Origin of the sequence: Castellaniella sp., from assembly GCF_004321985.1 — a bacterium.
Taxonomy (GTDB): Bacteria; Pseudomonadota; Gammaproteobacteria; order Burkholderiales; family Burkholderiaceae_B; genus Castellaniella.
Genome location: NZ_SCQN01000014.1, coordinates 1 through 12,684 on the forward strand (window position 1 = coordinate 1; position 12,684 = coordinate 12,684).

15 protein-coding genes and 1 pseudogene are annotated in these 12,684 nt (G+C 58.5%); 6 read left to right on the plus strand and 10 right to left on the minus strand.

The features are described from left to right. The first annotated feature begins 187 nt into the window (after positions 1-187). The 3 genes and pseudogenes from EPN31_RS03415 (at position 188) to EPN31_RS03425 (ending at position 2,624) form a co-directional block, all read left to right on the plus strand. Positions 188-607: a transposase gene (locus EPN31_RS03415; protein ID WP_291769526.1), complete on the plus strand. Its 420-nt coding sequence runs from the start codon at positions 188-190 to the stop codon at positions 605-607. After that, entirely contained in the window at positions 604-948 is a 345-nt protein-coding gene (gene tnpB / locus EPN31_RS03420) for an IS66 family insertion sequence element accessory protein TnpB (protein ID WP_291769529.1), read from the plus strand. The genes EPN31_RS03415 and tnpB overlap by 4 nt, the downstream gene beginning before the upstream one ends. A gap of 81 nt (positions 949-1,029) precedes the next feature. Continuing rightward, positions 1,030-2,624, plus strand: a pseudogene (locus EPN31_RS03425) (IS66 family transposase). A gap of 150 nt (positions 2,625-2,774) precedes the next feature. On the opposite strand, the gene EPN31_RS03430 reads toward EPN31_RS03425, so the two are convergent. From EPN31_RS03430 to EPN31_RS03455, 6 genes are all read right to left on the minus strand, one after another. Next, positions 2,775-3,107: a hypothetical protein gene (locus EPN31_RS03430; protein WP_291769532.1), complete on the minus strand. Its 333-nt coding sequence runs from the start codon at positions 3,105-3,107 to the stop codon at positions 2,775-2,777. Continuing rightward, complete coding sequence (locus tag EPN31_RS03435; protein WP_291769535.1) at positions 3,082-3,624, minus strand: toxin-antitoxin system HicB family antitoxin; 543 nt, start codon at positions 3,622-3,624, stop codon at positions 3,082-3,084. Before EPN31_RS03435 ends, EPN31_RS03430 begins: the two co-directional genes overlap by 26 nt. A 1,599-nt stretch (positions 3,625-5,223) precedes the next feature. Then, positions 5,224-5,508, minus strand: a complete 285-nt coding sequence (locus EPN31_RS03440; protein WP_291769538.1) for a HigA family addiction module antitoxin — start codon at positions 5,506-5,508, stop codon at positions 5,224-5,226. 9 nt (positions 5,509-5,517) lie between these two features. Further along, positions 5,518-5,814, minus strand: coding sequence for a type II toxin-antitoxin system RelE/ParE family toxin (locus EPN31_RS03445; protein WP_291769541.1), 297 nt, complete (start codon positions 5,812-5,814; stop codon positions 5,518-5,520). A gap of 117 nt (positions 5,815-5,931) precedes the next feature. Next, the gene (locus EPN31_RS03450) at positions 5,932-6,201 is read right to left on the minus strand and encodes a hypothetical protein (protein WP_291769544.1); all 270 of its coding nucleotides are present in this window, start codon (positions 6,199-6,201) and stop codon (positions 5,932-5,934) included. A 174-nt stretch (positions 6,202-6,375) separates the two neighbouring features. Beyond that, the gene (locus EPN31_RS03455) at positions 6,376-6,828 is read right to left on the minus strand and encodes a PaaI family thioesterase (protein WP_291769547.1); all 453 of its coding nucleotides are present in this window, start codon (positions 6,826-6,828) and stop codon (positions 6,376-6,378) included. A gap of 94 nt (positions 6,829-6,922) precedes the next feature. On the opposite strand from EPN31_RS03455, the gene EPN31_RS03460 reads away from it, so the two are divergent. Then, on the plus strand, positions 6,923-7,657 hold the full coding sequence (locus EPN31_RS03460; protein ID WP_291769550.1) for an NAD(P)H-binding protein: 735 nt from the start codon (positions 6,923-6,925) through the stop codon (positions 7,655-7,657). 17 nt (positions 7,658-7,674) lie between these two features. On the opposite strand, the gene EPN31_RS03465 is transcribed toward EPN31_RS03460, so the two are convergent. Together EPN31_RS03465 and EPN31_RS03470 are read right to left on the minus strand one after the other, a co-directional pair. Continuing rightward, entirely contained in the window at positions 7,675-8,406 is a 732-nt protein-coding gene (locus EPN31_RS03465) for a ferredoxin--NADP reductase (protein ID WP_291769553.1), read from the minus strand. Between the two features lie 32 nt (positions 8,407-8,438). Beyond that, a complete protein-coding gene (locus EPN31_RS03470; protein WP_291769557.1) occupies positions 8,439-9,080 on the minus strand; it encodes a DJ-1/PfpI family protein in 642 nt (213 codons plus the stop codon). Between the two features lie 194 nt (positions 9,081-9,274). Between EPN31_RS03470 and EPN31_RS03475 the strand changes: the two genes are divergently transcribed. Continuing rightward, positions 9,275-9,685 carry a cupin domain-containing protein gene (locus EPN31_RS03475; protein WP_291769560.1) on the plus strand — a complete coding sequence of 137 codons (411 nt, stop codon included), beginning with the start codon at positions 9,275-9,277 and terminating at the stop codon, positions 9,683-9,685. Between the two features lie 135 nt (positions 9,686-9,820). Next, positions 9,821-11,167 carry an MFS transporter gene (locus tag EPN31_RS03480; protein ID WP_291769562.1) on the plus strand — a complete coding sequence of 449 codons (1,347 nt, stop codon included), beginning with the start codon at positions 9,821-9,823 and terminating at the stop codon, positions 11,165-11,167. A gap of 138 nt (positions 11,168-11,305) precedes the next feature. On the opposite strand, the gene EPN31_RS03485 is transcribed toward EPN31_RS03480, so the two are convergent. Together EPN31_RS03485 and EPN31_RS03490 are read right to left on the minus strand one after the other, a co-directional pair. Continuing rightward, positions 11,306-11,947, minus strand: coding sequence for a helix-turn-helix domain-containing protein (locus tag EPN31_RS03485; protein WP_291769565.1), 642 nt, complete (start codon positions 11,945-11,947; stop codon positions 11,306-11,308). Between the two features lie 120 nt (positions 11,948-12,067). Further along, the gene (locus EPN31_RS03490; protein WP_291769568.1) at positions 12,068-12,562 is read right to left on the minus strand and encodes a hypothetical protein; all 495 of its coding nucleotides are present in this window, start codon (positions 12,560-12,562) and stop codon (positions 12,068-12,070) included. Positions 12,563-12,684 lie beyond the last annotated feature (122 nt).

Below are 12,684 nucleotides of genomic sequence, written 5' to 3' on the forward strand. Positions count from 1 at the left end.
TCCTGTGTCATCTTCGCCACCGTCAGTCGAGTCCGGCTGATGGCAGCATACGCCAAGTTAAAGTAAATAATTCAGAATCATCTGTACATCATTGATATTTGTGGGTAATTGCAAGCCGGCCAGTACCGCCTTGCTGGCGGCACGCTAATCCGGACAATAGGTTCCAATCAAAAACAGGTTGGAACCAATGCCCGCCGCACAGATTGACAGTCGTTCATATCGGAACCAGCCTCGTCGCCGGTTTGCTCAGGCCTACAAGGAGCAGGTCGTCGAGCAGCTTCTGGCCGATCAGAGTTTGACGGTCGCGCAGGTGGCCCGCGAGCACGATGTCCATCCCAATCAGTTGTGCCGCTGGCGTCGGGAATACCATGCAGCGAACCCACTCGCGCTGACCAAGCCTGTTCGCGCACGATCAGATGCGTGTTCCGGGGTCGAGCTGGTGCCGGTGAGCATCATCACCGAGGCGCAGGCACCAGAGCAGTCCGTTGTCCGGCCGGTGGCGCCAGATGCCGTGGTGCTACGCATCACCGTGGCCAAGGGTACGATTGAGATCACCCACGCCTGCGACCCGGTGCGGCTGGAGGCCGTTTTGCAGGTGCTGCGGTGATTGGCTTGCCGGTCGGCACACGGGTCTGGCTGGCTGCCGGGGTGACCGACATGCGTCGGGGCTTTGATGGCCTGGCCGCCATCGTGCAAAGCAAGTTGTCCGAGGACCCCTTCAGCGGCCATGTGTTTGTGTTCCGGGGCCGCAAGGGCGATCGCCTCAAGGTGCTGTGGTGGAGTGGCGATGGCATGTGCCTGCTGGCCAAGCGCCTGGAACACGGCCACTTCGTGTGGCCCAACGCCGAGTCGGGCTCGGTGCACTTGAGCCCGGCGCAGCTCTCGATGCTGCTGGAAGGCATTGATTGGCGACGCCCGGCGCGCACCCACCAGCCGACTCAGATTTAACACGTGAAATATGCGCTGGAAGGCGCATATTTATTGGGTTTGCGCTCCAATTGATACTCCACGTTTGGTAAAATAGCGGCTATGCTCAGCCGTGCGCAACTGCCCGACAATATCGACGCCCTGAAGGCGTTGTTGCTCGCGCATTTGAATCAGACGCAGGCCTTGCGCGAGGCGCACGACACGCTCAAGGACGCGCATCGCGCGCTTCGTGTTGAACGGGATTTGCTGCGTGAGGAAAAGCAGTTCGACAAGCAGGAAATCCAGCGCCTGATGCTGCTGTTATTCAAGCTCAAACGTCAGATGTTTGGTCAGCGCTCGGAGAAGCTGCAGTCCCAGATCGATCAGCTCGAGCTTGAACTCGAAGATCTGCATATCAATCAGGGTGAGCGCGCGCAAAAGGTGGAACCGGTCGAGCCGGCACCACGCAAAGCCCCGACGCGCCGGCCTCTGCCCGGGCACTTGCCGCGCGACATTCAAGAACACTGGCCCGAGGCGTCGGCCTGTCCTGACTGTGGTGGCGCCTGGCAGCGTCTTGGCGAGGATGTCAGCGAAGTGTTGGAATACATTCCATCCAGCCTGCGCGTCGTGCGCCACGTACGCCCCCGTTTGAGCTGCCGCTGCTGCGAGCGGATGGCACAGGCCCCGGCGCCCAGTCGCCCGATCGCCCGCAGCTTCGCGGGCCCTGGGCTGCTCAGCCATATCGTGGTCAGCAAGTATCTGGATCATCAGCCGCTATACCGGCAATGCCAGATTCTCGGGCGCGAGGATGTGGACTTGAGTGAAAGCACGATGGGCGATTGGGTAGGCGGCGTGCATCACCTGCTGCGCCCCTTGCTCGATGCGCTGCAATGTTACGTGTTCCAGGCCGAGAAGCTGCATACGGACGACACGCCGATCAAGGTGCTGGCCCCGGGCACTGGCAAAACCCGCCAGGCGCGGCTGTGGGTCTACACCCGTGACGATCGCGCGAGCGGCGATGTCGCCGCGCCGGCGGTGTGGTTCCGCTATTCGCCCGATCGGCGTGGCATTCATCCGCAAACGCATCTGAAAGACTACGCCGGCATCCTGCAGGCTGACGCGTTTGCTGGCTACGATCAGGTCTATGCGAACGGCCAAGTCATCGAGGCTGGGTGCTGGGCACATGCCAGACGCAAGTTCCACGACATCCATGCGAGGCAGGCCACGCCCATCACGACCCATGTGCTCGAAAGCATCGCTGCGCTTTACAGGATCGAGTCTGAAATCCGGGGCAGCCCGCCCGAGGCCAGGCGCGCCGCACGTCAAGAGCGGGCCGTACCCATTGTGACCGCCTTGCACGCGTGGTTACGCGAGCAGTTGCCCAGCGTATCGCGCAAATCCGAGACGGCTGATGCCATCGGCTATGCCATGAACCAGTGGCGGGCGCTTGCGCGCTATCTGGATGATGGGCGCATCGAGATCGACAATAACGCGGCCGAGCGCGCCTTGCGCGGGATAAGCCTGGGTCGAAAGAATTATTTGTTCCTGGGTTCGGATACCGGTGGCGAGCGCGCCGCCACGATGTACAGTCTGCTGGGCTCGGCCAAGCTCAACGGCATCAATCCCGAGGCGTACCTTCGCCATGTATTGACCGTCATCGCCCCGACCATCCGGTCAATCGCGTCGATGAACTGTTGCCCTGGAACGTGACGCTTTAATCGTCGGCTTCACCCACTACCTTGGCAGGCTCGTCAATACGGCCCACACCGGATGCTTACGACTCGCGGGGGCTGTGTGGTGGAGGTGGGGCAGGGCGCTGGACATGAGAAAGCCCTCCGAAGAGGGCTTGGTGGGCTACCTGCCAAGGACTATATAGAGCTAGCGTCCACTGTGTTTTCAGATTCCATCATTGAGTCGTCCGGGTCCAGTCTAGCCAGCACTACGCCCTCAAGCACCACCAGGAGTGCTGGATAGGCCTTTTTTTCGTCCGGTTTATTGGCTGCGATCGCGCCGGTGCCAATCCGCGCATCGACAATCCAGTGACCCTCTTTTATGCCGTAATGCTTGAGCAGAACAATCAATAGGTCTTTCAGCGGAACATCGATATTTGCGGGAGTCTCTGCCGTCTTTAGGGAGGGGCTCTTTCTCGCTGCTGCCCTCTTGGCTGCTGGGGATTTAGAAGCTGTAGACTTCGTCGCCATGATGTTTCCTTACGATTCGATAGTCTGATTTTGGATGGTCCAGGCGAACTTTTGTCGCGCCGAGACTAACTTGGTACATATCGCGCACCAAGCCACCAATCCGCTCGCGCGTCGCCGTTGCTACGGTCGGTTTTGGCGCCGCCTGATAGGCCCCGAACACGCGCTCTGCTAGCGCCTCTGAAATTAACGTATTAAGGCTAACCTCTTCATGCTCTGCCATGAGGGAGGCGCGGTAGTGAAGAGATTTGCTCAGGCGCAATGTGACGCGACCGCTGTGCTCAGGACTGTGCTGCGGCAGCGCCGTAGGAAAACTCTGCCCCTGTTCTTTAGCCAGCGCATACAGCATTTGAATAGCCTCTCTGGCTTCTTCAAAGGCGTCTTGAGCGCAGTCCGCATACGAAGCAATTCCAGGAACCTCCTTGACTTTTGCTTCATACAGCATGCCATCTTCGGTCTCTACGCGTTTGATCTCAATGGTGTAAAGAGACGGATCAAACTCGTCTACGATCTTTTGCATAGAAATCCCTCCAAATCATCCTTGGCCCGCGAAAGTTCCGCTACTACGTTTCTGACATAAGCAGGGAGAACATGAGGATCCTTTCCGTGCCCACAATTGAAGTTTCCACCGCTATAGTTTTTGGTGCCGCTGTGACCGTAAACCTTATGATGAGGGGCCTTCTTCGGCGTCACCGTATACCCTAAAGACTCAAGAGCCTGCACTATGTCTAAGCATCGTAGGCCGGCCGGCCTGGACTTGAGCCTAGCAATGACTTCATCAACTAGACTCATATGACACCATATGTAGTGTCAAACCATGAGAGGATAGCACGCACACCGCTTCCTGTCGACCGCGAGGCTTTGCTCACAACTTCTGTCTGCGACCTGACCATTTGCAGTTGTCCCTCCTCTTTATCGCCGTTCCCGGACCCCACACATGCCCCACACAAAAGGCGTGGGGGCTATCTCACACCCCAATCCCACACCAGAAGGTTCTATCGACGTATCGCTGGCCAGCGTGCGAATGCGAACACCCAAAGCGCAATGATGCCCAGTCCTGGGATCACAAACGGGATCGACCACCATCGACTGTAGCCTGCCTTGTGCGTGATCATCGCCCAAGGGATGACCATTAAAAGCACAAAGACAAGAACGATCAACCAGTGCCAAACACTAAGGTGTCCCATGGTGCCCTCCGTGATCATCGACCGTATGAATTGCCGCGTTTCGTTCCTGGGGCGCCAGTCCTAGGATTGACATTTCCCTTGGTCGACCAGTTGTTATTGATCGATTTGTCAGCCCTTGAACGGGCATAGGGTGCGACGTATGTCCCGTTTCGCGTCGTGTAACCCCTGACGCTCGAGCTGCTTGACTTTGAGCCGGTGCCATAGCTGGGAGTCGAGGCTCTTGAGTGAGTACTGAAGCCGTGGCCGCGTGCCTGCACTGACGTTGTGTTGAACGTAAATGCCAAAGAAACCGTAAGTGCGAGCACCATTGCGAAGGTTTTCATGCGTACTGTCCTTTGTTCACATATCCATACGGTTAATAATGTTTTGTTACTTTCGCTGTTAAAGTAATCCTCGGTGGGCAGGATGTTCAATCAGGGTTTGCCACAATCCGAAGCCGCATCAGGAGCACGCCTCAATTCCCCTCAGCCTCAAGCCTTCTATCCTGCTGGGTCACGTTGAAGGTGTCGTCGGCTTGGGCTTGCCGCCTACGTGTTTGTTGGTGGTTGGTGCCAGGTTCGTCCACTAACGGTGGCTGGACGAAACCCCTTGATCGCTAGCGACGGAATCTTGCTCGCAGCTGATTTTCAGATGCGGGATTTTCCCGTATCTACGTTCCAGGCCGTCCCTGGCTGGTGGGCCTGGTGCCGACCAAGGCGGGGCTGTCGGCGCTGGTCGGTAGGTGACCAAAAAAAGGCAAGTGATGACGTTTGGGTACCATTTTGGGTACTTTAGAAAACGCAATCCTCTGAAAACCTCATAAAAGCTACACGTTCGGGTTTGACCTCGCACCATTTAAAATCAAGGCACTATAGGGCACCTCGATGCCGTGCGGCTTCAGGTAGGGGCGTCCATCTCATTGTTTGTGATGTAGAGCCACCTTCTGTCTCGTGTCAGGCAACAGCATGTTCCCTGAAGGACGTGACGGTGGGCCTAGGCTTTTGCTCGGCCTGCCATAGATCGTACTGGGCCTGCATGTTGACCCACATTTCGGCGCTGGTTCCAAGTGCGTCACGAAGACGCAAGGCCATGTCCGCTGAGATGCCAGCCGATCCGTTGAGGATGCGGGATAGGGCAGTGCGGGTGACGCCTAGACGTTCCGCCGCTTCTGTGACGGTCAGGTCGCCGAGGAATTCGCGCAGTGCCAGGCCTGGATGTGCTGGATTATGCATACGCATGGTGTTCTCCTAGTGATAGTCCTGGTAGTCCACCAGGATGGCATCCACACCCTCGAAGCAGAAGGTAAGGCGCCAGTTGCCGCTGACCGACACGGACCAGTGATCTTGGACTGACTGACCCTTTGGGTTGCTCCCAGAGAGCCTGTGCAGCTTCCATCCAGGAGCGCTCATGTCCTGAGGGTTTGTCGCTGCGTTCAAGGTGGTCAATTGCACATTCAGCCGCACGGCGTGCTTGGGTTGAATACCCGCTTTCGATCCGGTCTCGAAGAAGGCTTGGAGGCCCCTGTGTCGGAAGCTCTTGATCATTTGTGTAGTGTATAGCATCGCTACACGATGGACAAGGGGTGAACCGCCTACGGACGGCTGTTTTTGGGTGCTGGTATTGTTCCGTATTCAGCTCAGACTCGCACCAGAGGACGCACCCTACGTTGCCAGGTCGATCCCGAACATCATCCTGAGGCGATCAGCGAAGGCCGCCCGGTACTCCTCCGGCAACTGATCGCGCATGGCCTTGCATGCCGGCCGAAGATCCACGCCGGCGTCCTTGGCATGCTCCATCAGCCCGTAGACCACAGCTCTGAGCACGAGCACATCCATGGATACGTTGCGGATGTCCGTCCCCATGGAGTTGATGGAGCTACTGTGCCGTCCGAGAAGATCCAGGATCTGGCTGTCTTGGTCGTTTCCTTCCATCTATTCCTCCGGCGGGTTCGATAGGTTCCTTCAGGACCGGGGTCATAAAAGCGATGACCCGCGCTCGGCTGTGGCCCGCTTTGTATGTGACCATTGCTCAAGCGGACCATCGAAAGCACGAAAATAAGGACGGTCAGCCAGTGTCAGATACTGGAGCTTCCCATGATATCGCCTCTATGTTGCGTGTCTGTTGCTGTGTGGCTGACCGGGAGCCACGTTCACGATGGTGGCTTGCATGAGCGCAATCACCTTGTAGGCCGGGTCGCTCCCGGCAAACGCCCGGACTTCACCGGTACACACGGTGAGCGACTTGCCTGCGTTCTGCACCTTTCCGATTGCCAGAAAGCGTTCGCCTATCGCGGGCCGTAGAAAGTTGATCTTGAACTCGGCCGTCACGACTTCGTGGTCGAGCGGTGCTTTCGTCATGGCCGCATAGCCGCAGGCGCTGTCGACGACGCTGGTGATGGCGCCGGCATGCACAAAACCGTGTTGTTGCGAAAGATGCCTGGAAAACGGTAGCGCGATGTGCACTTCTCCGTCCGCGACCCACGCGAGCTCCGCGCCCAAGGTCTCCATCAACCCCTGTGCGGCAAAACTGCCGGCAATCCGTTCTCGGGTGTCACTCATGGTTGGCTCCTTTTGACGCTTGAGATGGCGCTCGCTGGAAACGCCGACCAGTGTACTGTGTGAGCCGAGTGAACACGGGGGAAAAACTTCTCTCATGCTGCGGATTGCTCTAAGCTGTCAGAACAGGTATCGGAGGATCGTAGGTGGCGCTATGGGATCAGGTATCTTGATTGTCGGGGCTAGTGGTTTGGTGGGACAGGGCGTGCTCAAAACGGTCCTGCAGGACGCATCGATCGACCGAATCGTTCTGCTGGTGCGGCGCCCGATCCGGATTGCGGATGGGCGAGTCGCGCTCTTGCAGGCTGACGTATTTTCTGACGATCACCTGCGCCGATTGGACTTGGGAGGGCTGGACGCCTGCTTTTATTGCGCCGGTCCATTGCCTCTGGGTTTGAGCGAGGCGGCCTACCGCGAGGTGACCGTTCAGATGACCGTCCGGGTCGCTGCCGCTTATGCCGCCGCCAAACCTAAGGGCAGATTTCTGTATGTCTCCGGCATGGGTGCCGATGTCAATAGCCGTCTGATGCCGTTCAGGATCAAGGGGGAGGCCGAACAGGCCCTGCGCGAACTGGGGGTTCCGGTGTGTTGCCTGCGCCCAGGCGGCGCCCGGCCGGTGCAAGGGGAAATTTCCCCTTATCCACTCCGCCGATGGGTTTACAGGCTTGGCGACCCGATTCTGGCACTGTTCTGTCGGCTGGCCCCGAAACAGTTCACCACGACCCGGGCAATCGGGCGAGCCATGTTGCAAGCCGCCCGTATGACACCCATGCCCACGGTGGTGGACAATATGACCATCAATGCGGCTGCAGTGGATCGTTTGAATCCCTGAGCCTTGTCACTGGGTTCTCAGTAGCCGTAGAACCCTTCCTCGCGGATGTCGTGATCCGCGATGCCCATTCGTTCGAGCAATTCGTAGGTGGCTCCGACCATGTCGGGAGGGCCCGCCAGATAGAACACCGGATCCGCCATCCCCTTGCGTGCCACTTCGATCTTTTGGGAGTCGATGTGACCGACTGCGCCGTTCCAGGGCCGAGCGGAATCCTGCATGCGCGTCATGGTGGCGATGAGATGGAAGTTTGGGTTATGGGCCTCCAACGCCTGCAGCTCGGGCAGGTAGGCGGCGTCTTCCGGACGACGGTTGACATAAAGAAGAGTCAGCAGGCGTGGGGATCTTTCGTGGGCAGCCTGCGTGGCCATGCTCGTGAAGGGGGTGATGCCGATGCCGCCCGCAATGAGGATGGCGGGGCGCTGGTGCTTCGGCGACAGTGTCAGCATTCCCGCAGGGCCTTCGATCGTGACTGTCGCACCGGGCATCAAGCGTTGCAAGGCCCGTTTGTAGCCGGTGTCGCGTATGCGCGTGGCGACGATCAGCTCTTCCTGGCAGGGCGCACTCGCGAGCGTGAGCGAGTGCAGCTGCGTCTGGGGGCTGTCGCCGGTGTCCGCAACATCGAGGTTTACGTCCACGAACTGGCCCGGCCTGAAGCTGAAGCCCTCGGGTTTTTGGAAGTGGAGCGCCAGTGTCTGGTGGGCGATTTCGGTGCAGCGGCGCAAGGCCACAGTGTGGGTGTATGTGCTCATGGTTGGGGGCTGTTGAGCCGTGTGAACGGACCCTAATGGGCCGCTGATAGCACGGCTTGTCCTGACACAGTAGGCAACCGGGCCGCATTGGCAGCGCGCGCGGCGTCGTATTCCATGACTTCAGCGATGCGGCGAGCGGCTTCGGCCCCATAGCGCCGCTCAATCAGGTAGAGCGTCGTGTCGATGCATAGCGTGACGCCGCCGCCAGTGATGACCTTGCCGTTGTCCACCAGCAGAGCGCGTCTCGACGCAATGGCCGGATTCTGCTTGAGCGTTTCGAGTGGCGAAGTTTCGGAGGCCAACACTCGGCATTTTGTGGTGGCCATCTTACCGTTCAGCACGCCGGCGGCAGCCAGGATCAGCGCCCCTGTGCAAATGGAAACCACTGTTGCGGTAGGGGCCCATCGGCGAATGAAATCCAGCGTGAGTGGATCTTTTGCCGCATTCTCGCAGCCCGAGCCGCCCGGAACCAGTAGCACGTCTACCTCTTGAACCTGGTCGAAGGTACAGTCAGGCAACACTCTGAGCCCATTGGACAACTTCACTGGCTCTAGAGTCGGGGCGACGAGCTGATAACCGAGCGACGGAATGACGCGCTTACCCATGGAACAGACCCCCAGTGGAGCCAGGTCTATGGGTTCTATTTCCGGGTACAGCAGATAAGTGATTTGCATTTCTCTTCATTCATCCAGAACTGGTTGTTTATGTTTTCTACATATTTAGGGGGAAACCCCATGTTTACTAATAGACAACCAGATACTACATTTTACCCATATAACCGTCAAGGTTTTAGGGTCTTTGTTTGGGTTTAGGTCCAGAGCCATGACGTTGTCATTCCGTGAAATCGGAACCTAATTGGAGATCTCTCATGCCCAGTACCGCATCACCCTTCGCCGAGCGTTTGCACGGCCACCTGGAACCGACGAAGAACGGATCCGTCTATGTCAAGCCGCAGGACATGGAGTGGAAGCCTTCGCAGTTCGAGGGCGTCCAGATCAAGGTTCTTTACGAAAACAAAGAAGCGGGTGAGCTCACCTGCCTTCTGAAGTGGGCACCGGGCGCCACGCTGCCGTTTCACAAGCACCCCGAAATCGAACAGTCCTGGGTGCTCGAAGGATCCTTCTCGGATCACGACGGTATCGCGCGGGCGGGTGAATACGTGTATCGCATCCCCGGTTCTTTGCATGAGACTCACAGCGCCGAGGGCTGCGTCATTCTTGCGATTTACCGCAAGCCCAATGTGTTCCGGGACAGCGCGGGGTACGACGCCAATTCGTGATCAGGAGGTGGTGAGTGGCGTGCGCATCGTCGTGCGTCACGGGTGCCGCCATTATCCGGGGCGACGCTCGTCAGGTGGTTGAAGCACAGAGCAGCATTCTCAAAATTATTAATCTCGGCTTCAAGGAGACAAAGTATGGCGACAGTAACACAGGGATCTGGTACCAAAGAGCCCGTATCCATACGCACCGTTGCAATGGCAAGCGCCATCGGTACGACGATCGAATGGTACGATTTTCTCATCTACGCGACGGCGGCGTCGCTGGTCTTGAATCATCTGTTCTTTCCCACGCACGACCCGCTAGTGGGCAAGCTCTTGTCCATCGGCACCATAGGCGTGGGTTTCTTTGCGCGGCCTCTCGGAGCCATCATCCTCAGTCACTTCGGCGACCGCACGGGCCGCAAGTCCATGCTCATCTTCACCCTGGTGGCGATGGGTGTGTCCACTATCTTGATCGGGCTGCTGCCCACTTATGCGACGATAGGCGTATGGGCGCCGATACTGTTGGTACTGTGCCGTCTGGTGCAGGGGCTGGCCGTCGGTGGTGAGTGGGGCGGTGCGGTCTTGATGGCGATCGAGCACTCGCCACCGGAAAAGCGCGGTTTCTATGGCAGCATTGTGCAGGTCGGTTTCCCCTTGGGGCTGGCACTCGGGACGCTCTCGTTCTTTGCGCTGGCGTTTCTGGATAATGCGCAGTTCGCGGCCTGGGGTTGGCGCATCCCCTTTCTGGCCAGTGCCATCCTGGTCGTCGTTGGGACATATATCCGGTTGCGTGTGGATGAAACCCCTGTGTTCGAAAACACCGTCAAGGCAGGCAAGATCGAGAAATTTCCGGTGTGGCAGACCATTGTTCAGCATCCCAAGGAAGTCATCATCGGCCTGGGAGCCCGCGTGACAGAGATCTCCTGGATCTACGTGATTACCATCTTTGGCCTGAGCTATGCCGTGACCAATCTCGGGATGTCGCGCAATCTTGTGCTGGGGGCGATTGCCCTGGGGGCCATCGGTGAGCTGGTTACCATCCCCGTCTTCGGCGCTCTATCCGACAAGATTGGCCGCCGGCCTGTTTATATGCTGGGCTGCGTGGCCGCCATTCTCCTGTCTTTTCCGATATTCTGGGGTATCGAATCCAAGGACAGCACGCTGGTCATCCTGTCCTTCGTGGTGGGCATGTCAGTGGGCCACGGGATCATGTACGGTGTACAGGCGAGCTTCCTGAGCGAGATGTTCCCGGCGAACTTGCGCTACAGCGGTTCGTCTCTGGGTTATCAGCTCGCGGCTCCCCTGGGAGGCGGCATAGTGCCGGTGTTGGCTGCCGCTGTCGTCGGGGTGACGCATGGCGCAACCTGGCCGGTGTCGCTGCTGATGATAGGCATCGCCATTATCACCATCCTGGCCGTCTGGTGGAGCAAGGAGACCGCGCCGCGCATCGTTTTGCACGAGCCCGCCGGCCATCATGTGCGGATCGCTGGTGCCGACTGAAGCACGGCCTCCGCGCATGGGTTTGCCATGCTGGGTTGCAAACGCTTGTGATGGCTGAAAGGCTAGCGCTGCAGTTTGTGGCCCGCTTGGCAAGCCTGTGCGTTCGGGTTCAAGTGTCCAGATTGATGAACTTGGACACTATGCCAGGCTGTCGTTCATGCCAGCTGGCGAGTACATCACCACCAGCGCTGTCGCCGGCCCCCCGAGGCTGCGGCCGCGGTGCGGAATGCGTGAATCAAAGTGCACCGTATCGCCTGATTCAAGCAGGAACTTCTGGGCACCGACTTGCCACTCCACCCGTCCGGTCAGTAGATGCAGCAGTTCTTCGCCTTCGTGCTGGAAGAACACGAATTTGTCGATCTGTTCCGGGAAGGTGAATAGAAAAGGCTGCAATGCCTGAGTGGGCGCGGAGTCGCTGAGGGCGAAATAATCGTAGCCGAAGGTTGTTCCGCCCAGCACCGCCGGGCGTTTTTCGTCGTGTCGCACGACGCTCACTCCGTGCCAGGGTTTCCTGGATCGCGGCGACATCAAAAGAGACGCAATTTCGAGGCCCAGGGCACCCGCCAGACGCGACAGGGTGGCAATGGGCGGTACCTTCTTGCCGTTTTCAATGCGTGAAAGATAACCCTTGCCGATGCCGGCCCGAGAAGCGAGCTGCTCCAGTGTGAAGCCCGCAGCAAGCCGATGGCGGCGCAGCCGCATCCCGAGCTCCGCCGGCAAGTTGGGCGTGGTCGACGCAACGGGTAGCCCTTCAGTCACCATAGTGGCGGTGTCGTTCATGCGTGGTTCCTGCGGGAAGCGGTAGAGGATGGGCCGGGGCTCCAGGGGCTCCATTATATTTGGTGAGGCCAGGGTTGCACGCCATGCCGTCGGGCTGGATGCGCAGCGTGCGTGATGGCCTCAGTGCGCGACGTTGATGGCCTTCCAGTCAGGATGGTCAAAGTATGTACCGTAGCTGTTCAATGCCTGGGCGATTTTGATCAGACCCGTTTCGGGTTGTTCGCCTGCAACCTTGCCGTCCATGGTTTCCGCCCCTTGGGCGATATTGCCCAGCAGGATGTGCAGTTGCGCATCAGCGTCCGGGGCCAGCTTGCAATTCTGGACAATGTAGGTGATTTGTCCCATGACCTTTCCGGACATCTGGCGATAATCGGCCGGTGTCGACTGATTTGCATGTGCGCCTGACAGCCCACTGGTGACGATTTCGTGCAGGGTACCCATGCCCTGGCGCAGCGGCGCGTCGGTTTGCCACTTTTGCCCATTGTTGAGTTCCATGGTCTGATGCGCGGCGCCGGCGTGGTCGTGTCCGGCCTCGACCGCGATGGCCTGACCGACCATCGCGCTCAGGGGGAACGCCAGCAGCACGGTGGCGAGAAGACGAGTGGTTGATTTCATGACTGACTCCTGATCGGATGATGTGTTGAAAATGACCGATCCGCATGTCGCCTTTCAGCATTGCGCATTGCCGCGGTCGGTACGGCAAATGTTAAATGGGGCGATCAATAAAAAAATTGACT